The organism is Streptomyces griseoflavus, from assembly GCF_014649995.1.
GTDB lineage: Bacteria > Actinomycetota > Actinomycetes > Streptomycetales > Streptomycetaceae > Streptomyces > Streptomyces griseoflavus.
Window position 1 is genome coordinate 213,707 of sequence record NZ_BMUC01000004.1, and the last position, 22,989, is coordinate 236,695.

Here is a 22,989-nt window from a genome sequence, read left to right on the forward strand (position 1 = left end):
GCGCACCGCCCGGTGGGAATGCCGGCGCTTTCAAGTACGTTGCCATCGACGACGAGGACTTCCCCGAGCCGCCGAAGGAGCGCGAGAGGCATGCAGGGCACTGTGACGATGTACAGCACCACGTGGTGCGGCTACTGCCGTCGGCTGAAGAGCCAGATGGACCGCGAGGGCATCGCGTACACCGAGATCAACATCGAGCAGGACCCCGAGTCGGCGGCGTTCGTGGAGAAGGCGAACGGCGGGAACCAGACGGTTCCGACCGTTCTCTTCCCCGACGGCTCGACGCTCACGAATCCGTCGCTGGCCCAGGTGAAGCAGAAGGTCGGCGTCTGAGCGGTCGACGTACGAAGCGGGGCGGTCTCCTCCGGGAGGCCGCCCCGCTTCGTCGTGTGCCGGGTCAGAAGGCGCTGCGGGTCGGCAGGTCCTTGCCGTACCAGCGCTCGATGAGGCGGGCCGCGATGGAGATGCCGTAGGGCGGGAGCACCTCGCCGGAGGCGAACGCGGCGCCGAGTTCGTCGCGGGAGAACCAGCGGGCCTCGTGGATCTCGTCGCCGTCGACGTCGATGTCGGTCGTGGTGGCGCGGGCGGTGAAGCCCAGCATGAGGCTCGAGGGGAAGGGCCAGGGCTGGCTGGCGACGTACTCGACCTCGCCGACGTCGATGCCGACCTCCTCGTGGACCTCGCGGCGCACCGACTGCTCGATGGACTCGCCGGGCTCGACGAAGCCGGCGAGCGTGGAGAAGCGGCCCTCGGGCCAGTGGACCTGGCGGCCGAGGAGGATGCGGTCGCGGTCGTCGACCACGGCCATGATCACCGCGGGGTCGGTGCGCGGGTAGTGCTCGGCACCGCAGGCCGGGCAGCGGCGGATGTGGCCGGCGGCGGCGATGACGGTGCGCTCGCCGCAGCGGGAGCAGAAGCGGTGCAGCCGCTGCCAGTTCTCCAGGGCGACCGCGTGCACCATGAGGCCCGCCTGGCGGGGGGACAGCAGCAGGCCCGCCTCGCGCAGGCCGGCCGGGCGGGCGGAGTCGTCCATGCGGCCGGGCAGGGAGTCCTTCTGGAGGGCGAAGTAGCTGACGCCGTCCTGGTCGGTGCCGAGGAAGTAGCGGTGGGCTTCGGTGAGCGGGGCCTCGAAGGTCGGGGTCATGACGAGTTCGGTGCGGCCGTCCGCCGTCTCGTCGATGAGGACCTGGCCGCCGGAGACCACGAAGCAGCGGGTGGAGGGGTGGCTCCACGCCGCCGCGAGCCATGCTTCGTCGAGCCGGTGGTGGGCGGCGCGGTCGATGCCGCTCGGGGCGGTGAGCGAGACGGGGCGGTCGGCGGTGTGGTCGGTCCAGGTGGTCACGGGTGCTTCCATCTCCCCCGGTGAAACGGATTGGGTCGGCGGGCGGTTCGGCGGGGTGTGCGGCGGGAGGGGCCGGGTCCGGTACGGCGTGGTGGCGGGCCGGTTCCGTGCGTCCCGCGGGTGCGCCGTGTGCGGGCGGCGGGCGGCGGTCAGGGGGCGTGCCGCCAGTGCTCGGCGAGGTCGCCCCACAGGTGGGCGCTGGTCTCGACGCCCTTGAGGAGGAGGTCCAGCTCGACCTTCTCGTTCGGGGCGTGCCAGCCGTCGGACGGGACGGAGATGCCGAGGAAGAGCACCGGTGCGCCGAGGACGTCCTGGAGGTCGGCGGCGGGGCCGGAGCCTCCCTCGCGGGTGAAGAGGACGGGTTTTCCGAAGGCGCGGCCCATCGCGCGGACGACGGACCGGAGGGCGGGGTGGTCCAGCGGCGTCAGGCAGGGACGGGTGGCGGGGCTGAAGGAGGTCTCGTGGCGGATGCCGTCGGGGAGCTGTCCGGGTACCCAGGCGCGGACGGCGTTCGCCACGTGCTCCGGGTCCTGTCCGGCGACCAGCCGGAAGGAGAGCTTCACGGTGGCGGAGGACGGGACGATCGTCTTGCTGCCGGGGCCCTGGTAGCCGCCGCCGATGCCGTTGACCTCGGCGGTGGGGCGGGCCCAGACGCGTTCCAGGGTGCTGTACCCGGCTTCGCCCAGGGTGCCGTGGGACTTGGCGGTGCGCAGCCAGCGGGCCTCGTCGAAGGGCAGGGCGGCGAGGAGTTCGCGCTCCCGGTCGGTGAGGTCGACGACGCCGTCGTAGAAGCCGGGGACCGCGACGCGCTCGTGTTCGTCGTGCAGGGCGGCCACCAGGCGGGCGGCGGCGGTGGCCGGGTTGGGGACGGCGCCGCCGAAGGAACCGGAGTGGATGTCCTGGTCGGGGCCGTACAGCCGGATCTCGCACTCGGCGAGGCCGCGCATGCCGGTGCACACGGTCGGGGTGTCCTCGGACCACATGCCGGTGTCGGAGACGATCACGGCGTCGGCGGCGAGCCGGTCGGCGTGCTGTTCGACGAGGGCCCGGAAGTGCGGGGACCCGGACTCCTCCTCGCCCTCGATCAGCAGTTTCAGGTGGACGGCGGGGGTGGTGCGGCCGGTGGCGGCGAGGTGGGCGCGGACGCCGAGGGTGTGGAAGAAGACCTGCCCCTTGTCGTCGGCCGCGCCGCGTGCGTACAGGCGGTCGCCGCGGACGACGGGTTCGAAGGGGTCGGTGTCCCAGCCGTCCTCGCGGGCGGCGGGCTGCACGTCGTGGTGGCCGTAGACCAGCACGGTGGGTGCCTCGGGGTCGGCGGAGGGCCACTCGGCGTAGACGGCCGGGGCGCCGGGGGTGTGCCAGACCTCGGTGGTGGGGAAGCCGGTCTCCTTGAGCTTGGCGGCGAGCCAGTCGGCGCTGCGGCGCACGTCGGTGGCGTGGTCGGGCTGGGCGGAGACGGACGGGATGCGCAGCCACTCGGCGAGGTCGTCGAGGAAGGCGGCTCGGTGCCGCTCGATGTACGTACGGACGGCGCTGACGGCACTGTCAACGGGCTGGCTCATGCCTTCGAGCCTATCGGCCCGCGGGGGTGTCCTCGGAGTGCGGTATCTCACCGGGGGGCTCCTCCAGGAGGAGCCTCTCGAGCGCGTCGCGGCCGGGCAGGGAGCGGGGGCGGACCACCTCGCCGGTGCGTACGTACAGGAAGGCGGCTGTGACGGATTCCACCTCGATTCCCTGCTGCTCGGCCCAGGCGAGCCGGTAGACGGCGAGCTGGAGCGGGTCGGCGGTGTGGCCGCGGCCGGTCTTCCAGTCGACGATCTCGTAGGTCGTGCCGTGGTCGCCGTCCTCCTTGTAGACGGCGTCGATGCGGCCTCGGACGACGCGTCCGGCGATCGACAGCTGGAAGGGTGCCTCCACGCGGTGGGGTGTCCGGTGGGCGTACTCGGTGCGCTCGAAGGCTTCCTTGAGTGTTTCCAGGTCGCGTTCGTCGTCGATCTCGGCGTCGCTGCCGGGCAGCTCGTCCGGGTCGAGCAGGGGGAGCGTCAGCGCCTCGAAGCGTGCCTCGACCCAGGCGTGGAAGCGGGTGCCGCGGCGGGCGGCGGGCTGCGGCGGGCGGGGCATGGGGCGGGCCAGCTCCCGGGCGAAGGCGTCGGGGTCCTCGGCCAGGCGGAGCAGCTGGGAGGCGGTGAGGGAGGCGGGCAGCGGTACGTGGGTGACGGCGGAGCGGGTGCGCAGCAGTTCTCCGGTGAGGGCATCGAGGTCGCGGTCCCAGGAGGCGATGGTGCGGGCTTCCTCGGGAGTGAGCGGGGGTGCTGCCGGCATTCGGGCCGGCCGGTGCTCCTGCGTGCGGGGGCGGTCCGTGGCGTCGGGGGCGGTCGCCTGGTGGGGGACGGTGGGGCGGTCGGTGCTCCAGGAGTCCCAGTCGTCCGGGCCGGGGTCGGTGAGGGGGTCCTCGTCGGGAGGGGAGTCCTCGCCCCGGAAGGACTCTCCGTCCCGGAAGGACTCTCCGTCCCGGGAGGAGTCCGCGTCCGGGAAGGAGTCCGCGTCCGGGAAGGGGTCCTCGTCGGGGAAGGGGTCCTCGTCGTCCGGTGGCGGGGGCCAGTCCGGGTCGTCGTGGGCGTCCGGGTCGTGTACGGCCGTGGCGGGGCCGTCCGGCGGGCCGGCGAGGCCGTCGAGGTGGGCGAGGACGGCCTCGGCGGCCTCGCGGCGGCGGGCGAGGGCGGCGTCGTCCAGGGGCAGCGGCCACGCCTGGAGGTCGCCGGCCCGCTGCAGGGCGGGGTTCTCCTCGTCCTCGGCGGGCTCGTCCGCCCATGCCTCGATCTCGCCGTACCCGGCGGCGCAGTGGTCGTGGAGGGCGTGGAGGAAGTCGGAGGGCCCGCGGGGCTTCTTCTGGCTGGGGCCCCACCAGTGCCCGGAGCCGAGGAGCAGGGAGCGGGGGCGGGTGAAGGTGACGTAGCCGAGGCGGAGTTCCTCGGTGTGCTGGTGGTCCTTCATGGCCTCGTGGAAGGACTTCAGGCCGCGGGAGTCCCAGGAGAGGACGTCGGGCAGGGTCTCGGCGTCGCCGCGCAGCGCGTGCGGCAGCACCTTGCCCTGCGCGGTCCACTTCTCGCGGCCCTGGCCGCTGGGGAAGGTGCCGGTGACCAGTCCGGGGACGGCGACGACGTCCCATTCGAGGCCCTTGGACTTGTGGGCGGTGAGCACCTTGACGGTGTTCTCGCCGCCGGGCAGCGCGTTGTCGAGGCCCTTCTCGTACTGGGCGGCGGTGTGCAGGAAGCCGAGGAAGGCGAGCAGGGTGGCCTCGCCGTCGCCGGCGGCGAAGGAGGCGGCGATGTCGAGGAAGTTGGAGAGGGTCTCGCGACGGCGGGCGGCCAGGGCGTGCGGGGAGGCGGAGAGTTCGACCTCGAGGCCGGTGACGGCGAGGACGCGGTGCAGGACGTCCATGAGGGGGTCGGCGAGGGAGCGGCGCAGGTCGCGCAGTTCGGCGGCGAGGCGGGCGAAGCGTACGCGGGCGTCGGGGGAGAAGGGCAGGCCGTCGTCGTCCCCGCGGCCGTCCAGCGGTGTCTCCAGGAACGTGTCGAGGGCGTCGGCGAGGGAGATCACCTCGGCCGGGTCGACGCCCTCGACGGCTTCGGCGAGCCGGCGGTCGGGGTCGTCGTCGCCGTCCACACGCGCGTGGGAGACCAGCCGCCGGGCGCGGCGGCCGAGCAGGGCGAGGTCGCGGGGGCCGATGCGCCAGCGCGGTCCGGTGAGCAGCCGTACGAGGGAGGCGTTGGCGCCGGGGTCCTGGAGGACCTCGCAGACGGCGACCAGGTCGGCGATCTCGGGCAGGTGCAGCAGCCCGGACAGGCCGACCACCTCGACGGGGACGTCCCGGGCGACCAGGGCGCCCTGGATCTCGGCGAAGTCCGTCGCCGTGCGGCACAGGACGGCGATCTCGCCGGGTGCCTTGCCGGTGTCGACGAGGTGGGCGATGGAGTCGGCGATCCAGTCGATCTCCTCCGCGTGGGTGGGCAGCAGGGCGCAGCGGACGGTGCCGTCGCGTTCCGCGCCGGGGGCCGGGCGGAGGGCTTCCACGCCCGCGTGCAGGGCGCGCAGGGGTTCGGCGAGGCCGTTGGCGAGGTCCAGCAGGCGGCCTCCGCTGCGGCGGTTCTCGCTGAGCGACTGGCGGGTGGCGGGGCGGCCGTCGGCGTGGGCGAAGTGTTCGGGGAAGTCGTCGAGGTTGGCGACGGAGGCGCCGCGCCAGCCGTAGATGGCCTGGCAGGGGTCGCCGACGGCGGTCACCGGGTGGCCGGTGCCGTCGCCGAACAGTCCGGCCAGCAGGACGCGCTGGGCGACGGAGGTGTCCTGGTACTCGTCGAGGAGGACCACGCGGAACTCGTCGCGCAGGGCGCGGCCGACCTCGGGGATGGCGGCGAGGCGGGCGGACAGGGCGATCTGGTCACCGAAGTCGAGCAGGTCGCGTTCGCGTTTGGCGGCCCGGTAGCGCAGGACCAGCCCGGCGAGTTCGCGCCGGGCGGCGGCCGCCTCGGGGACCTTGCGCAGGTCGGCGTTGGTGAGCTTGAGGTTTTCCAGGGTGCGCAGCAGTTCGGCGTCGTGGGCGCGCAGGTCCTCGGGCCGTACGAGGTGTTCGGCGAGCTCGCCGTCGAGGGTGAGGAGGTCGCCGACCAGGTCGGCGAAGGAGCGGGTGAGGGCCGGGTAGGTCCCCGGAGCTTCGCGCAGGACGCGTGCGGCGAGCTGGTAGCGGGTGGCGTCGGCGAGCAGCCGGGAGGTGGGTTCCAGGCCGATGCGCAGTCCGTGGTCGGTGAGCAGGCGGCCGGCGAAGGCGTGGTAGGTGGAGATCAGCGGTTCGCCCGGGGGGTTGTCCGGGTCGATGGCGTCGGGGTCGGTGACGCCGGCCTTGACCAGTGCCTTGCGGACGCGTTCGGCGAGTTCGGCGGCGGCCTTGTTGGTGAAGGTGAGGCCCAGTACCTGTTCGGGGGCGACCTGGCCGGTGCCGACCAGCCACACCACGCGGGCGGCCATGACCGTGGTCTTGCCCGATCCGGCTCCGGCCACGATCACCTGCGGGGCGGGCGGCGCGGTGATGCAGGCCGTCTGCTCCGGGGTGAAGGGGATCCCGAGGAGTTCCTTGAGCTGATCGGGATCGGTGATACGGGCGGGCACACAGAGAATCTAGCGGCGGGTACTGACAGCGGGGGCCCACCGAGCGTCCCGGGGGTGAGGAACCGCAGGTCGGGGCGGGTGGTGCGATGCGTCACCCCCGTCACTCGACGATGTGCCGGCCCTCGGGGCGGGCGCTGCACGAGGCGCGGAACGCGCAGTGGGTGCAGTGCTGGCCCGTGGTCGGGGTGAACCGTTCGTCGAGGACCTTGCCGGCGGCGGTGGCCAGCAGGTCGCCGACCCACTCGCCCTGCGGCGGCTCCTGGGACTGCACCTTGGGCAGGGTCTCGCCGCCGTCCCGTTTGGCGGCGCCCTGGCGCAGCTGGACGAGTTCGGCGCCGCCCGGTTCGGGGCGTGTCCCGTCGAAGAGGTCGTCGACGGCGCCCTCACCGACGGCGAGCTGGTAGACGGCGAGCTGGGGGTGGCGTTCCACCTCCTTGCTGCTGGGCGCCTGTTTACCGGTCTTGAAGTCGACGACGTACGCGCGTCCCTCGCCGTCGGTCTCGACGCGGTCCATCTGACCGCGGATGCGGACCTCGTAGTCGCCCGCCTCGAGGGTGACGTCGAAGTCGTGCTCGCCGGCCAGCGGGGTGCGTCCGGTGCGGTCCATGACGTGCCACCGCAGGAAGCGTTCGAGCGCCACGCGGGCGTTCTCCTTCTCCTGTGCCGATTTCCACGGCGCGTCGAAGGCGAGCGCGTTCCACACGGAGTCGAGGCGTTCCATGAGGACGGCGAGATCGGCCGGGGTGCGCCCGGAGGCCACCTCGTCGGCGAGGACGTGCACCACGTTGCCGAAGCCCTGGGCGGCGGTGGCGGGCGCGTCGGCCTTCACCTCCCGGCCCAGGAACCACTGCAGGGCGCAGGTGTTGGCGAGCTGGTCGAGGGCGCTGCCGGAGAGGACGACGGGCTGGTCGCGGTCGCGCAGCGGCACCTTGCTCTCGGTCGGTTCGAACATGCCCCACCAGCGGTAGGGGTGCGCGGAGGGGACGAGCGGGCGGCCGTCCTCGTCGGCGAGCGCGGCGAGCCGGGCCAGCCGCCGGGCGGCGGCCTGGCGGAGGGTGCCGGAGACCCGGGGGTCGACCGTCGTGGCGCGCAGTTCCGCGACCAGCGCGGCGACGGCCAGGGGCCGGCGGGGGCGCCCGGTGACGTCCCTGGGTTCGACGCCGAGCTCGGTCAGGAAGCGGGAGGGCTGGTCGCCGTCGTCGGCGGGGGCCTTCACGGCCGTCACGACGAGGCGTTCGCGCGCGCGGGTCGCGGCGACGTAGAACAGGCGCCGTTCCTCGGCGAGCAGCGCGCCGGGGGTGAGGGGTTCGGCGAGTCCGTCGCGGCCGATGCGGTCGGCCTCCAGCAGGGAGCCGCGGCGGCGCAGGTCGGGCCAGAGGCCCTCCTGGACACCGGCCACGACGACCAGGCGCCACTCCAGGCCCTTGGAGCGGTGCGCGGTCATCAGGCGCACGGCGTCGGGGCGGACGGCGCGCCGGGTGAGGGTGTCGGCGGCGATGTCCTCGGCCTCGATCTCCTCCAGGAAGTTCAGGGCGCCCCGGCCGCCGGTGCGTTCCTCGGCGCGGGCGGCGGTCGCGAACAGGGCGCACACGGCGTCGAGGTCACGGTCGGCGTTGCGGCCGGCCGCGCCTCCGCGCCGCGCGGAGCGTTCCAGGCGCTGGGGCCACGGTGTGCCGTCCCACAGGTCCCACAGGGCCTCCTCCGCCGTGCCGCCGTCCGCCAGGCGTTCGCGGGCCCGGCGCAGCAGGGAACCGAGCCGCTGGGCGCCCCGCGCGTAGACGGGGTCGTGCACGGCGAGCCGTTCCGGTTCGGCCAGCGCCCGCGCGAGCAGGTCGTCCGAGGGCGGTGGCAGCGGGTTGCCCCCGGCCCGCTCCTCCTCGCGCAGGGCCCGCCCGAGGCGGCGCAGGTCGGCGGTGTCCATGCCGGCGAGGGGGGAGGTGAGCAGGGTGAGGGCGGTCTCGGTGCTGAGCCAGCACGCTTCCGCACCGGTGTCGGGGGCGGGGCCGGATTCGTCGGTCCCGGCTCCGGGGCCGGTCCCGGTGTCCGTACCGGCGTCGGTCCCGGGTTCGGTGTCGCCATCGGCACCGGACTCCGGACCGGCGTCGGTCCCGGATTCGGTGTCGCCATCGGCACCGGACTCCGGACCGGCGTCGGTCCCGGGTTCGGTGTCGCCATCGGCACCGGGCTCCGGACCGGCATCGGCACCGGTCACGGCATCGGTCCCGGTCACGGCCTCCGCCCCGGTCCCGGTGGCGTCCCGTCCGTCCGCCTCCGCGGTCGCCACCGCGCGCAGGGCCGTCAGCAGCGGGGCCACCGCCGGCTCGTGGCGCAGGGGCAGGTCGTCGCCGTCGACGTCCACGGGGACGCCCGCCGAGGTGAGGGCGCGGCGGACCGCGGGCAGGGTGCGGGAGCCCGCCCGTACCAGGACGGCCATGTCGTTCCAGGGCACCCCGTCCTCCAGGTGGGCCCGGCGCAGGATGTCGGCGATGTTGTCCAGCTCGGTGCCGGACGTCGGGTACGTGTGGACCTCGACCCGCCCGCCGTCCCGCACCGGGGTGAGTTCCCGGTGGGCGCGGACCTTCTCGGCGGGGAGCCGGGGCAGCGGCATGCGCGTGGTGACCCGCCGGGTGGCCTCCAGGAGGGCGGCGCCGGACCGGCGGGAGGTGCGCAGCACCTCGACCGGGGCGGGGCGGCCGTCCGGGCGGGGGAAGGCCTGGGGGAACTCCAGGATGCCGCCCACGTCCGCGCCCCGGAAGGCGTAGATCGACTGGTCGGGGTCGCCGAAGGCGACGAGGGTGCGGCCGCCGGCCAGCGCGTGCAGCAGCCGTACCTGTGCGGGGTCGGTGTCCTGGTACTCGTCGACATACACCGCGTCGTACCGCGCGGCGAGCTGTCCGGCGATCTCCGGGCGGCCGGCGAGGAGCACCGCGCGGTGGACGAGTTCGGCGTAGTCGAGGACGCCCTGCAGGTCGAGGACGTCGAGGTACTCGGCGAGGAAGGCGGAGGCGGCCCGCCAGTCGGGGCGCCCTATGCGGCGGGCGAAGGCGTCCAGCGCGTCGGGGCCGAGCCCCAGTTCGCGGCTGCGGGCGAGCACCGCGCGGACCTCGTCGGCGAATCCGCGGGTGGTCAGGCAGGCACGCAGTTCGTCCGGCCAGCGCACGTGGGCGAGCCCGAGCCGCTCCAGGTCCACCTGGCCGGCCAGCAGCTCGCGGACGGTGACGTCCTGCTCGGGGCCCGACAGCAGCCGCAGCGGTTCGACGAAGAGGTCGCTGTCCTGGTGGGCGCGGATCAGGGCGTAGCTGAACGAGTGGAAGGTGGTGGCCCGCGGGGCGCGCGCGGCCCCGATGCGCAGGGCCATGCGGTCGCGCAGTTCGACGGCCGCCTTGCGGCTGAAGGTCAGCACCAGGATGCGCTCCGGGTCCCCGCCGCGGGCGATCCGGGCGGCCACGGACTCCACCAGCGTGGTGGTCTTCCCGGTGCCCGGACCTGCGAGAACGAGCAGCGGCCCGGTCGTGTGCTCAACCACGGAGCGCTGTGCGGCGTCCAGTACAGGGGGGTTCACGTGAGCCGGCGGGGTACGCACCAGTCGGTAGGCGCCACGGTTCCCCCGTCGCACCGGGGGGTGCGACAGGCCGCTGGTGGAAGAAGAGGAGCTCACGTGGTTCGCCGGTCCTGGTGGGTGTGCTGTGGGGCCGTTCGCCGCGCGTGCGGGGCGGTGGGCGGGTGGTGAAGGGGACACGCGCTGCCGACGCTACGCCGGGGAAAACAGTGGAAGCAGAGCTTCCGCTTCTTCCCTCCGGCCACTTCCGGCGCACATGTCCCTCACCTCACGAACGTACGTCATGCCACGGATGTGCTCCCCGTCCCCGGAACGGATCACGGGTCACACGGCGTCGCGCGCGATGGCGGAAGCTGTCAGGTGTGACCCCTGGTGTCCCCGCCGCCGTCCCACCGCGCGCGTCTCATGTCGAGCCGCGGCACATGGTCCTGCGCGGCCCGGCTCGCCTCCTTCAGCGGTGTGCCCTCCGCGCGGTAGTGACCGAGGGCTCTCGGCTCGTGGCCCGGCAGCAGCACGCCGTCCGCACGGACGACGCGCCACCACGGGACGGCTCCCCCGTACAGGGCCATCACGCGCCCCACCTGCCGGGGGCCGCCCTCCCCCAGCCACTCGGCGACGTCTCCGTACGTCATGACGCGTCCCGGCGGGATCAGCTCGGCCACCTCGAGGACGCGCTCGGCGTATTCGGGGAGGGCGTCCGGACCCTGCGGGCCGCCGTCCGGCGCGAGGCTTTCCTGGCTCATCCGTCCCATCCTGCCCCACGCCACCGACAACCCGACGCGCTCACGCGTGTGCGTACGACTCGCCCCGGAGCAGTGCTTCGGGCAGACTGTGCCGCCCCGCTTTTCGACCCTGATGCCCCCTTGTGCCGATACGGCATGCCACCATCGTGCGGGCGGTGACCGGTGATACGAGATCGAGAAGAGACGATGAAGCAGCAGGGCGCGCACCCCGAGAACACGGAGGGCAGCCCTGACGCCTCGTCGCGCCCGGACACCGCGGGCCCCGGCCGCACGGACCCCGACACGGCGCACATCGACGAGGTGGAGGGCGACGAGCCGCTGCTCCCCGCGCGGGTGCACCGGCCGTCCGACCTCATGCGGCTCCTCGGCGGCGTGCTCGCCGTCGCGGTGCTGCTGGCCATCGCCGCGTTCGCCCACGGCACCACCTCCGGGCTGGAACAGGACATCACCAAGGGCACCGGGCAGGCGCCCGACCTGCTCATCAAGATCGCGGGCCTGGCCTCCAGCATCGCGATCCTCCTGGTGCCGGTCGCCTTCGCCATCGAGCGGCTGATCAAACGGGACGGGCTGCGGATCGCCGACGGTGTGCTCGCCGCCGTCCTCGCGCACGGTGTGACACTCGCCACCGACCTGTGGGTGGCGCGGGCCGCCCCGGACTCGATCCAGGACGCGCTCACCCAGCCCTCCCCCGGTGACATCCACGCCCTCACCGACCCGGTGCACGGCTATCTGGCCCCCGTCATCGCGTACATGACGGCCGTCGGCATGTCCCGCAGACCCCGCTGGCGCGCGGTGCTGTGGGTGGTGCTGCTCCTCGACGCCTTCTCGATGCTCGTCACCGGGTACACGACCCCGTTCTCGATCATCCTCACGGTGCTGATCGGCTGGACCGTCGCCTACGGCACCCTCTACGCGGTGGGGTCACCCAATGTGCGCCCCACCGGACGCACGCTGATGGCGGGCCTGCGCACCGTCGGTTTCCACCCCGTGACCGCCTCGCGCGAGGAGGCGTCGGACGCCTCCGAGACCGGTGACCGCGGGCGCCGGTACTTCGTCACCCTGGAGGACGGTCCGCCGCTGGACGTCACGGTGGTCGACCGTGAACAGCAGGCGCAGGGCTTCTTCTACCGCGCGTGGCGCAATCTCGCCCTGCGCGGCTTCGCCACCCGCAGCAGCCTGCAGTCGCTGCGCCAGGCCCTGGAACAGGAGGCGCTGCTCGCGTACGCGGCCATCGCGGCCGGCGCCAACGCGCCCAAGCTGATCGCGACCTCCGAACTCGGGCCGGACGCGGTGATGCTCGTCTACGAGCACAGCGGCGGGCGCACGCTCGACTCGCTGCCGGACGAGGAGATCACCGACGATCTGCTGCGCGACACCTGGCACCAGGTGCGGGCCCTTCAGTCCCGCCGCATCGCGCACCGCAGACTGGTGGGCGACGCCATCCTGGTGGACCCTTCCGGCACGGTGATCCTCACCGATCTGCGCGGCGGCGAGATCGCGGCCGGTGAACTGCTGCTGCGCATGGACGTCTCGCAGCTGCTGGTGACGCTGGGCCTCAGGGTGGGCGCGGAACGCGCGGTGGCCTCCGCGCTGAGCGTCCTCGGCCCCGACGCCGTGGCGGACTGCCTGCCGATGCTCCAGCCCATCGCGCTGAGCCGCTCCACGCGCGGGACCCTGCGCAGGCTCGCCCGCGAGCGCGCCGAACGCGAACGCGAGGCGGTCCTGGAGGCCTCCCGGCAGTCCAGGCCGGCCCGCGCGGAGCCCGCCGGCGCCCACGACGCCGGACAGCCGTCACCCGCCAAGGCGGACAGAACCGACAAGTCCGACAAGAAGGCCGTGCGCGCCGAGCAGCGGGCCGAGAAGCGGGCCATCGACGAGGCGCTGGAGGAGGCGCGCGAGGAGGACCTGCTCACCCAGATCCGGCACGAGGTGCTGCGGATCCGGCCGCAGGCCCCGGTCGAGCCGGCCCGCCTGGAGCGGGTGCGCCCGCGGACGCTGATCAGTTTCATCGCCGGCGCGATCGGCGCGTACTTCCTGCTCACCCAGCTCACCCACATCGAGTTCGGCCCGCTGATCGCGAACGCGGAGTGGGGCTGGGTGGCCGCGGCGGTGCTGTTCTCGGCGGCCAGCTACGTCGCCGCGGCGATGGCGCTGCTCGGGTTCGTGCCCGAGCGAGTGCCGTTCGTGCGGACCGTGGCGGCTCAGGTCGCCGGGTCGTTCGTGAAGATCGTCGCCCCCGCGGCGGTGGGCGGCGTCGCCCTGAACACGCGCTTCCTGCAGCGCGCCGGGGTGCGGCCGGGTCTCGCGGTGGCGAGCGTCGGCGCGTCGCAGCTGTTCGGGCTCGGCTGCCACATCCTGATGCTGCTGGCCTTCGGCTACCTGACCGGTACCGAGAAGACCCCCTCCCTCTCCCCGTCCCGCACGGTGATCGGCGGCCTGCTCACGGTGGCGGTGCTGGTCCTGGTCGTGACGTCGGTGCCGTTCCTGCGGAAGTTCGTCGTCACCCGGGTGCGGTCGCTCTTCGCGGGCGTCGTGCCGCGCATGCTCGACGTGCTCCAGCGGCCGCAGAAGCTGGTCACCGGCATCGGCGGCATGCTGCTGCTGACGGCGTGCTTCGTGATGTGTCTGGACGCCTCGATCCGCGCCTTCGGCGACGAGACGACCTCGGTCAGCATCGCCAGTGTCGCCGTCGTCTTCCTGGCCGGCAACGCCCTGGGGTCGGCGGCGCCGACACCCGGTGGCGTGGGCGCGGTCGAGGCGACCCTGACGGTCGGCCTGATCGCCGTCGGACTCCCCAAGGAGGTCGCCGCACCGGCGGTGCTGCTCTTCCGCCTGCTGACGCTGTGGCTGCCCGTGCTGCCCGGATGGATCGCCTTCAACCACCTCACGCGCAAGGCCGCCTTGTAAGGGCGGCGGCCCGGCACCGGGTGGGCCCCCACGAGGTGCCTACCTCGTACGGCCCGCGTCCCGCGCGGCCCGCCCCGGACGACCGCAGGATGGGACCATGCCCCGCCCCTGCCGCCTGCGTGCCGCCGCCCTGACCGTCTGCGCCGTACTGCTCCCCGCGCTGCTGGCAGGCTGCGGCGAGGACGACAAGGGCGCGGACCCTGCCCGGCAGGAGCTCGACTGGAAGGCCTGCCCGGCCCCTTCCGAGGCCCAGGGCGGGGGACCTCCGCCCTCCCCCCTGCCGGGCGGCCGAGGCGAGTGGATGTGCGCCACCATGAAGGCGCCGCTCGACTGGGCCGATCCCGGGGGCGACACCATCGACCTCGCCCTGATCCGGGCCCGGTCGAGCGGTCCGGCGGACGAGCGCATCGGCTCCCTGGTCTTCAACTTCGGCGGCCCGGGCGTCTCCGGCGTCACCACCCTGCCCGCCTTCGGCGACGAGTACGCGACCCTGCGCACCCGCTACGACCTGGTCGGCTTCGACCCCCGGGGGGTCGGCCGCAGCGCACCCGTGATCTGTCAGGACGACCAGCGGCTCGACGCCCTCCTCCAACAGGACGCCACCCCCGACGACGCGGCGGAGCGCAGCGAACTCCTGAACAACACGAAGGAGTTCAACATGGACTGCGAGGAGAACTCCGGGCGGGTCCTGCCGCACGTGCGCACCACCGACGCCGCCCGTGACCTGGATCTGATGCGTGAGGTCCTCGGCGACGAACGGCTGCACTACTTCGGCTTCTCCTACGGCACCGAACTCGGCGGCGTCTACGCCCACCTGTTCCCCGACAAGGTGGGCCGGGCGGTGTTCGACGCGGTCGTCGACCCCACGCTGACCGCCGAGGAGGGCGCGCTCGGACAGGCCCGCGGGTTCCAGCTCGCCCTCGACAACTACGCCGAGGACTGCGTCTCCCAGGCCGAGGAGTGCCCCGTCGGGGACAGCGCGCAGGACGTGAAGAACCGTATCGCCCGGCTGCTGAAGGACTTGGACGGCTCGCCCCTGCCGGGGGTGTTCCCCCGCCGGCTGACCCAGACCGCGGCGACCGGCGGGATCCTTCAGGCCCTCTACTCACAGGACTTCTGGGCGTTCCTCACCGATGGCCTGGAGCAGGCGTACGACGGTGACGGCACGATCCTGATGCTGCTGTCCGACTCGATGAACGGACGCGGGGAGAACGGGGAGTACAGCAACCTCGTCGCGGCCAACACCTCCATCAACTGTGCCGACACCGAACCCCGCTACACACCCGAGGACGTCCGGCGAAGCCTGCCGGAATTCCGGTCCGCGTCCGCCGTGTTCGGCGACTTCCTGGCCTGGGGCATGATCGGCTGCACCGACTGGGCGGTGCCGGGTGCCGCCGGCCGTCCCGACGTGAGCGCCCGGGGAGCCGCACCGATCCTGGTGATCGGCACCACCGGCGACCCGGCCACGCCGTACGAGGGGGCACGCAGGATGGCGCGGGCCCTCGGTGAGGGTGTCGGCGTGGAACTGACGTACAAGGGGGAGGGGCACGGCGCGTACAACAGCGGCGACGCGTGCGTGCGCAGGGCGGTGCACGGCTATCTGCTGGACGGGAGGGTACCGGCGGCCGGGACCGTCTGTTCCTGAGCGGAACCGTCGGCCTCGCTCCGCACCAACCGCAAACCCACAGGTCAGAGCGTTTTCCACAGGCTGTCACGGTGGACGGCGAATCTGCCTACCATGGCACGACCGCCATCCGTGGCACGGTGCGGACGGCAAGCGAGGGGGGAAATCGGCACATGACCCGTTTCACACGGTGGGCGGCCCTGACGGCCGCCGCCGCGCTGTTGACGGCCGGCTGCACCGGCGGCGGCTCGTCGGACGACGGCTCCGGGGACGACGGCAAGAAGGGCGACGACGGCACGGCGGCGCTCGACTGGGGACGCTGCAAGGCCTCCGGGGACGAGCCCGCGCCGGGCGGCGACTGGCAGTGCGCCACCCTCCAGGTGCCGCTCGACTGGTCGAAGCCGGACGGCTCGACGATCGGGCTCGCCCTCATCAGGGCCAAGGCCACGGGAGACGACCGGCTCGGCTCACTGCTGTTCAACTTCGGCGGGCCCGGCGGCTCGGGCGTCTCCATGATGCCGTCCTACGCCTCCGCGGTCTCCACCCTGCACGAGCGGTACGACCTGGTCAGCTGGGACCCTCGTGGCGTGGCCGCCAGCGAAGGCGTCCGCTGCCGCGACGACAAGGACATCCAGGCAGCCGAGTCGGCGGTCGACGGCACCCCGGACACACCGGCCGAGGAGCGGGCGTACCTCCAGGACGCCGCCGACTTCGGCAAGGGGTGCGAGAAGTCCGCGGGCGAGCTGATGGCCCACGTCTCGACCACCGACACCGCCCGCGACATGGACCGCATCCGGCAGGTCCTCGGCGACGACAGGCTGAACTACTTCGGCATCTCCTACGGGACCGAACTCGGCGGTGTCTACGCCCACCTGTTCCCCGGGAAGGTCGGCAGGCTGACGCTCGACGCGGTGGTCGACCCGACCGCGGACACCGTGGGGCACGCCAAGAACCAGACGCGCGGTTTCCAGACGGCCCTCAACAACTACCTGAAGTCCACCGGCCGGGACCCCGAGCAGGGCTCCCGGGAGATCGCGGACCTGCTCGACCGGATCGACGCCGAGCCGCTGCCGACGTCCTCCTCCGGACGGAAGCTGACCCAGTCGCTGGCACTGACCGGCATCGTCCTGCCGCTGTACAGCAAGGACGGCTGGCCGGCGCTGACCAGCGCGCTGGACGCGGCGGAGGACGGGGACGGCTCGGAACTGCTGGCCCTGGCCGACGGTTACAACGAACGCGACCCCTCGGGCCGCTACGGCACCACGACCCACTCGCAGCGGGTCATATCGTGCCTCGACGACAAGCAGCGGCCGACCGTCGAGGAGACGAAGAAGCTGCTGCCCGCATTCGAGGAGCTCTCGCCCGTGTTCGGCACCTTCCTCGGCTGGGACACGGCCGGCTGGTGCCACGACTGGCCGGTTCCGGGCCAGTTCGACACCCCGGAGGTGAGCGCGCCGGGCGCGGCGCCGATCCTGGTCGTGGGCAACACCGGCGACCCGGCCACGCCGTACGAGGGCGCCCGGAAGATGGCGGACGAGCTGGGCGAGGGGGTCGGCGTCGTCCTCACCTGGAAGGGCGAGGGCCACGGCGCGTACGGCAGCGGCAGCGACTGCGTCGACTCCACGGTGAACGCGTACCTGCTGGACGGCACGGTGCCGAAGGACGGCAAGGTCTGCTCATGACGACGGCGGGGGCTCCGCGCACCCGTGGTGCGCGGAGCCCCCGCCCCGGCCTCGGCAGCGGCCGGTGTCGCTCAGTAGACCGGCTTCGCCGGTTCGATCTGGTTGACCCAGCCGATCACGCCGCCGCCGACGTGGACGGCGTCGGCGAAGCCAGCGGCCTTGAGCACCGCGAGGACTTCCGCACTGCGGACACCCGTCTTGCAGTTCAAGACGATCTTCTTGTCCTGCGGCAGGCTCTCCAGGGCGTTGCCCATGAGGAACTCGTTCTTGGGGATCAGCCGGGCGCCCGGAATGGACACGATCTCGAACTCGTTCGGCTCGCGGACGTCGATGAGCTCGATGCTCTCGCCGTCGTCGATCCACTCCTTGAGCTGCTTCGGAGTGATCGTCGAGTCCGCGGCCGCCGCCTGGGCCTCCTCGGACACGACGCCGCAGAAGGCCTCGTAGTCGATGAGCTCGGTGACGGTGGGGTTCTCGCCGCAGATCGCGCAGTCGGGGTCCTTGCGGACCTTGACCTGGCGGTACTGCATCTCCAGGGCGTCGTAGATCATCAGACGGCCGACGAGGGGCTCACCGATGCCGGCGAGCAGCTTGATGGCCTCGTTGGCCTGGATGGAGCCGATCGACGCGCACAGCACGCCGAGGACGCCGCCCTCGGCGCAGGAGGGGACCATGCCGGGGGGCGGGGGCTCCGGGTAGAGGCAGCGGTAGCAGGGCCCGTGCTCGGACCAGAAGACGGACGCCTGGCCGTCGAAGCGGTAGATCGAGCCCCAGACGTACGGCTTGTTCAGCAGCACGCAGGCGTCGTTGACCAGGTAGCGGGTCGCGAAGTTGTCCGTGCCGTCGACGATGAGGTCGTACTGGCCGAACAGGTCCATCACGTTGTCGGCCTCGAGCCGCTCCTCGTGAAGCACCACGTTCACGTACGGGTTGATGCCCTTGATCGTGTCCCGCGCGGACTCGGCCTTGGGGCGGCCGATGTCGGCCTGGCTGTGAATGATCTGGCGCTGCAGGTTCGACTCGTCGACCTCGTCGAACTCCACGATGCCGAGCGTGCCCACGCCCGCCGCGGCCATGTACATCAGCCCCGGGGAACCCAGGCCGCCGGCGCCCACAAAGAGCACCTTGGCGTTCTTCAGCCGCTTCTGCCCGTCCATCCCCACATCGGGGATGATCAGGTGGCGGGAGTACCTGCGGACCTCGTCTACGGTGAGCTCGGGGGCCGGCTCGACCAGGGGTGGCAGCGACACGGGGACTCCGTTGGTCGGTCAATCACTACGGGTTGTTCTCCGCTTAACACTGCCACGCGCTTTTTCATTCCGAGACACCTGTCCCGATCCGCGAGACGATGTCGTCCCAGTAGCCGGGCATCGGTTCCCACGGATCGGTGTGGTGGCCGGGGGCGTGGTCGGTGAAGTAGATCGTCGCCGCGCCCTGCCAGCGGGCGATGCGCAGGGCCTCGTCCAGGTGCGGCCCCGGCACCCCGTGCACGAAGTGGCAGAAGCGTTCGGGCGGGTGGTCGGCGGTCCACTCGGCCACCTGCGACCAGCGGTAGTCGCTCCACGCCCCGGAGAAGGTGACCAGCTGGTCGGCGTACTCGGCGTAGCCGGGACAGGGGTGGGTGCCGTGGCCGAGGACGATGTGGGCGTCCTCGTGGATCGCCCGGAGCGTGCCGACGGTGCGCCGCACCTCGGGGAGCGCGGCGGGGTCGGCGGGACAGCGGTGCAGCAGGAAGCCGTCGACCTGGTACCAGTCGAGGAAGCGGTGCGCGTCCGAGATCACCTCCCCGAAGGAGCGCAGACCGTAGGCGGTGTCGAGGTGGCCGAGGACACGGACACCGGCGTTCCGCAGCCGGCCGGCCGCTTCCAGGCAGTGCGGGTCGGGCTGGACGCCGGGGCCGTCGGCCACGTCGAGCACCACCCAGTGCAGGGGGGTGCCGGGGCGGGTGAGCCTGTTCCACTCGGCGGGGGCGAGGAGGGGGTGCGCCGGACCGGGGACGCCGAAGCCGGTGCGGACGTCCGTGCCCGCGGTGCCTGGTCTGGTGCTGGTCAGATACGGCACGCCGCCTCCATCCAGATGTCGGCCAGGGACTCCTCCAGGTTGATGCGGGGCCGCCAGCCGAGGCGGTCGCGGGCGGTGCGGACGTCCGCCTGCTGCCAGGTGCCGCAGCCGTCGGGGTAGGGGAAGGCGGTGGGCGAGGTGGCGGCGTGGGGGTGGTCGGGGTCGGGGCGGGGGTGGCCGATGGCGGGCCTGAGGTGAGGGGTGCCGGTCGTGTGCGCCATGTGGCCGGCGTGGTGCGGGCCGGGCGTGTTGTCGAGTTCGTTGAGGGCGCCGCTGTAGCCCGCCACGCGGGCGAGGATGCCGGCGGCGTCGCGGAGGCGGACGGCACGGCCGGAGCCGATGTTGATGACGCCCTGCGCGGCGGAGAGGGAGGCGGCGTGGACGGCGCGGGCCACGTCGCGGACGTCGACGAAGTCCCGTTGCGCGCCGAGGCCGCCGAGTTTCAGTTCGGCGTCACCGGACTGCATGGCCCGGCGCATGGCCTCGGCGAGCCGGCCGAGGGGGGAGCCGGCGGGGGTGCCGGGGCCCACGGGTGAGAAGACCCGCAGGACCACGGCGTCCAGGCCGGACCCGAGGACCAGTTCGGTGGCGGCGAGCTTGCTGACGCCGTAGGGGCCGCCGGGCCGGGGGACGGCGTCCTCCGCGGTGGAGGAGCCGGGCTGGCTGGGGCCGTACTCCGAGCCGCAGCCGATCTGCACGAGCCGCGCGCCGCAGCCGCTGCGGCGGAGTGCCTCGCAGACGGTGGCGACGGCGACGGTGTTGTGGCGGGTCAGTTCGCGGGCGCCGCCGCGGGTGGCGCCCGCGCAGTTGACGACGACGCCGGGGTGGACGGCGTCGAGGAAGCGGGTGAGGGCGCCGGGGCTGCCGGTGGCGAGGTCGAAGCGCACGTCGGCGTCGTCTCCCCGGCCGAGGGCGGTCAGCTGGACGGCGGGGTCGGCGAGGAGGCGGTCGGCGACGAAGCGGCCGATGTAGCCGTTGGCTCCGATCAGCAGGACTCTCATCGGGCGGCTCCTTCGGGGTGGCGCGGAGCGGCGGGACGGAGGGTCATGTGGGTTCTCCTTCAGGTGGGGTCGTACTGCTCGCCGCGCGTCGGCCGGTCACCGCGCCCTCCCCGGGGGAAGGTGCGCCGAGGCGCGGGGAAGCCTGCGGGAGGCGTGGACGAGGAGGGTCAGCGCGGCGATTCCGCAGGTGACGGACGGGACGGCTGCCGGATGCCAGGCGGTCAGGGTCTCCACCGGTGCGGACAGGGCGGCGCAGCCGGGGAGGCGGGCGGCGAAGACCGTCGCCAGGGCCGTCACCTGGGCGCCGGCCGTGAGCGTGAGGATCACCTTGGGCGCGTGGGTGAAGCCGTGGGCCATGAGGAGGCGGGCCAGGAAGAGCAGCGCTCCGAGGGTGAGCGTCCCGGGGAGCGGGGCGGGCTCGTCGAGGAGGGCGGACGCCGTGGTGAGCAGGGCGGTCAGCGCGAGCAGGAACAGGGCGAACGTGCCCAGCAGCACGGGGCGCACCGAGGCGGTGAAGTCCTCCAGGCCGCGGCTGGACCCGAGTCGGCGGCGGGCGTGGCCGCTGAAGAGATGGGTGGTCCAGGCGGCGGGCGCGCAGGCGAGGGCGAGGGCCAGGACCGGGGCGGTGGTGAGCGGCCAGTGGCCGCCGCCGGTGCCGTCGGGCGGGCTGTCGGGGCCGCCGGTGATCGCCAGGTGCAGCAGGCCGTCGCCGAGGAGGGCGTAGCCGATGAGCCACCAGGTCCAGGCCGCGGTGGCCGGGCGCGGTGCGTGGGCGGGGGTGCTCAGCGGGCCCCGGCGCAGGACCGCGCGGAGAGCGAGGGTGAGGGCGAGGACGCCGGCTGCCGCGGCATAGAGGCGCGTCCCGCCGTCGGTGTGCCGCAGGGCGGTCACCGATGCCGCGCACACCGCGCCGGGCAGGAGGGGGAGGAGGAGGGCCGCCCGGTCGAAGGGCGCGGCGCTGGGCGGGACGGGGTGAGGGGGGTCGCCGTCGCGGGGGACCCGGGCGTAGAGCTCCTCCGCGAGGGAGAAGACGTCGCGGTGGCGGAAACGGGCGGCGGTGCGGTCGGTGATGCCATGGGCCTCCAGGCCCGCCGCGATCTCCAGGGGGTCCACGGCCCGCAGGCACAGGTCGCGGTGGCGGTGCAGGAGTGCCTTGACCGGGTCGGCCGCCCCGGGGGACGGACCGCGGTTCAGTTCGCCGAGGTGGCTCATCGTGCTGTCTCCGTCGCGGGTACCGGTGTGTCCATGGCCCATCGGGGCACGGCGCGTGGGCCGGGGTCGGTCGTCCAGTGGCCGGGGACGCGGGCCTCGGCGGGCGCCGCGAAGGGCAGGGGGTCGCCGGTGTCGTCGAGGACGGGGTGGCGGACCGGGGTGTGTGCGACGGTCTCCAGGTAGAGGCCGCGGAAGGCCGCGACGTTCTGGTCGACGGTGAAGAGTTCGAGTGCGCGGGCGCGGGCGGCGGCGCCCAGGCGCGTGCGGCGTTCGGGGTCGCGCAGCAGGGAGACGCAGGCGTCGGCGAGCGCCCGGGGGTTGCGCGGTGGTACGACGAGACCGGTGCCGCCGATGGCCTCCACGACGGCGCCGACGTCCGTGGAGACGGTCGCGCGCCCGCAGAGCATCGCCTCGACCAGGCCCACGGGGAATCCCTCGACGACGCTGGACAGCACGGTCACGGCCCCGGCGGCGTGGGCGTCGGCGGACGTGGCCGGGCCGGGGGCGCCGGGTTCCTCGAAGGACACCGGGTTGTCGCCGACGGTGTGCGGGCCGTCGGCCTCGTCGGGGAAGAGCTGTGCGGCCAGCGTCCTGCAGTGGCCGAGGTAGGCGGCGCCCTCGGGGCCGGACGGGCCGCCGATGATCCGCAGGCGGGACTTCGGCTCCGCGGCGCGGGTCATCGCGAAGGCGTGCAGCAGGGACACCAGGTCCTTGGCGGGTTCCACCCGGCCGACCCAGACGAGGGTGTGCGGGTCCGCTTCCCGGAGGGAGTCCCCCGCGTCGGCGAAGGGCGCGGGGTCCATGCCGGGGTACACCGTGCGCAGCTTGGCCCGGTCGGCGCCGCAGCGCTCCTGCCAGCGGCGGGCGTGTGTGTTGCCCGGCGTGATGAAGGCGGCCCGGCGGTAGGTCTCGGCGGCGAGCCTGCCGTGGAAGGCGGCGAGCAGGGAGCGCACCGCGGGCGGGGAGTCGGGGCGGGTGAGGTAGTGCGCGCGCAGGCGCACGCCGTACTCGGTGACCAGGAACGGGATGCCGAAGAAGTGGTGCGCGAGCAGGCCCGGAAGGGCCGCCGCTCCCCCGGCGGCGGCGTGGCACAGGTCCACCGCGCCGAGCCCGTCCTCCTCGTACCAGTCGAGCGAGAGGGGGCGCAGGGCGCGTTCCAGGTGTGCGGCGACGGCGAGCAGGTCGGGAACGCGGGCCTCCCGCGCGGCGCGCTGGGCGCCGGGCGCACGACAGGCGCGCTCCAGAGCGCGTACGGCCGTCTCGGAGCGGAGCGCGGACACCAGGCCGCCTTCGTCGCGGGCGAGTTCGGCGAGGCCGTGGAGCGCGGTGGTGAAACGGTCCGCCTCGGGGGCGGCAGGGGCGACGGCGGCGCAGAGGGCGGCGGCCAGTTCGCCGTAGTGCTCCCGGAAACGCCGGCGCGCGCGGCGGCCGAACACCACCCCGTCGTCCTCCGTCGCCCACAGGGGCGCGGTGCGCACCCTGCGGACCTGGCCAGGCAGCGGCACCCAGCCGGCGTCCTCCTGGGCCTCGCCGCTGCTGAACGCGTAGACGTCGAACTCGTGCCGGTCGAGTCCGCGCACCAGGCGGTCGCACCAGAGCCATCCGTCACCGCCCACATACGGGTAGCCACCCTCCGTAAGCAGTCCGATGCGCACGTGTGCACCCCCGATCTCCCGTGTGGGGAGCCGCCGTTGA

The 22,989-nt window shown here is 73.6% G+C and carries 14 protein-coding genes; 4 read left to right on the forward strand and 10 right to left on the reverse strand.

Annotation, left to right across the window (positions count from 1 at the left end; translation table 11 throughout):
• Positions 1 to 90: 90 nt before the first annotated feature.
• The gene (locus IE172_RS11920; RefSeq protein ID WP_005312266.1) at positions 91 to 333 is read left to right on the forward strand and encodes a mycoredoxin; all 243 of its coding nucleotides are present in this window, start codon (positions 91 to 93) and stop codon (positions 331 to 333) included.
• A 64-nt stretch (positions 334 to 397) separates the two neighbouring features.
• On the opposite strand, the gene nudC is transcribed toward IE172_RS11920, so the two are convergent.
• From nudC to IE172_RS11945, 5 genes are all read right to left on the reverse strand, one after another.
• Complete coding sequence (gene nudC / locus IE172_RS11925) at positions 398 to 1,354, reverse strand: NAD(+) diphosphatase (RefSeq protein WP_190097141.1); 957 nt, start codon at positions 1,352 to 1,354, stop codon at positions 398 to 400.
• Positions 1,355 to 1,491: 137 nt separating this feature from the next.
• Positions 1,492 to 2,904 carry a dipeptidase gene (locus IE172_RS11930; protein WP_190097142.1) on the reverse strand — a complete coding sequence of 471 codons (1,413 nt, stop codon included), beginning with the start codon at positions 2,902 to 2,904 and terminating at the stop codon, positions 1,492 to 1,494.
• A 10-nt stretch (positions 2,905 to 2,914) separates the two neighbouring features.
• On the reverse strand, positions 2,915 to 6,505 hold the full coding sequence (locus IE172_RS11935) for an ATP-dependent helicase (RefSeq protein ID WP_190097143.1): 3,591 nt from the start codon (positions 6,503 to 6,505) through the stop codon (positions 2,915 to 2,917).
• A 100-nt stretch (positions 6,506 to 6,605) separates the two neighbouring features.
• On the reverse strand, positions 6,606 to 10,163 hold the full coding sequence (locus IE172_RS11940; protein ID WP_190097144.1) for an ATP-dependent helicase: 3,558 nt from the start codon (positions 10,161 to 10,163) through the stop codon (positions 6,606 to 6,608).
• 257 nt (positions 10,164 to 10,420) lie between these two features.
• Entirely contained in the window at positions 10,421 to 10,807 is a 387-nt protein-coding gene (locus IE172_RS11945) for an MGMT family protein (protein WP_190097145.1), read from the reverse strand.
• A gap of 186 nt (positions 10,808 to 10,993) precedes the next feature.
• Between IE172_RS11945 and IE172_RS11950 the strand changes: the two genes are divergently transcribed.
• From IE172_RS11950 to IE172_RS11960, 3 genes are all read left to right on the forward strand, one after another.
• On the forward strand, positions 10,994 to 13,714 hold the full coding sequence (locus IE172_RS11950; protein ID WP_190097146.1) for a lysylphosphatidylglycerol synthase transmembrane domain-containing protein: 2,721 nt from the start codon (positions 10,994 to 10,996) through the stop codon (positions 13,712 to 13,714).
• 97 nt (positions 13,715 to 13,811) lie between these two features.
• Entirely contained in the window at positions 13,812 to 15,359 is a 1,548-nt protein-coding gene (locus tag IE172_RS11955) for an alpha/beta hydrolase (RefSeq protein ID WP_190097147.1), read from the forward strand.
• 152 nt (positions 15,360 to 15,511) lie between these two features.
• On the forward strand, positions 15,512 to 17,020 hold the full coding sequence (locus tag IE172_RS11960; RefSeq protein WP_190097148.1) for an alpha/beta hydrolase: 1,509 nt from the start codon (positions 15,512 to 15,514) through the stop codon (positions 17,018 to 17,020).
• A 71-nt stretch (positions 17,021 to 17,091) separates the two neighbouring features.
• Here IE172_RS11960 and moeZ read toward each other — a convergent pair whose 3' ends face one another.
• The 5 genes from moeZ to IE172_RS11985 all read right to left on the reverse strand — a co-directional run bounded on the left by moeZ (position 17,092) and on the right by IE172_RS11985 (position 22,949).
• A complete protein-coding gene (gene moeZ / locus IE172_RS11965) occupies positions 17,092 to 18,270 on the reverse strand; it encodes an adenylyltransferase/sulfurtransferase MoeZ (protein WP_190097149.1) in 1,179 nt (392 codons plus the stop codon).
• A 64-nt stretch (positions 18,271 to 18,334) separates the two neighbouring features.
• Positions 18,335 to 19,081, reverse strand: coding sequence for a spherulation-specific family 4 protein (locus IE172_RS11970; protein WP_190097150.1), 747 nt, complete (start codon positions 19,079 to 19,081; stop codon positions 18,335 to 18,337).
• On the reverse strand, positions 19,069 to 20,082 hold the full coding sequence (locus IE172_RS11975) for an NAD-dependent epimerase/dehydratase family protein (protein ID WP_190097151.1): 1,014 nt from the start codon (positions 20,080 to 20,082) through the stop codon (positions 19,069 to 19,071). Before IE172_RS11975 ends, IE172_RS11970 begins: the two co-directional genes overlap by 13 nt.
• A 96-nt stretch (positions 20,083 to 20,178) precedes the next feature.
• Positions 20,179 to 21,294, reverse strand: a complete 1,116-nt coding sequence (locus tag IE172_RS11980) for a hypothetical protein (protein WP_190097152.1) — start codon at positions 21,292 to 21,294, stop codon at positions 20,179 to 20,181.
• On the reverse strand, positions 21,291 to 22,949 hold the full coding sequence (locus IE172_RS11985; protein WP_229885956.1) for a DUF3492 domain-containing protein: 1,659 nt from the start codon (positions 22,947 to 22,949) through the stop codon (positions 21,291 to 21,293). Before IE172_RS11985 ends, IE172_RS11980 begins: the two co-directional genes overlap by 4 nt.
• Between the last annotated feature and the right edge of the window lie 40 nt (positions 22,950 to 22,989).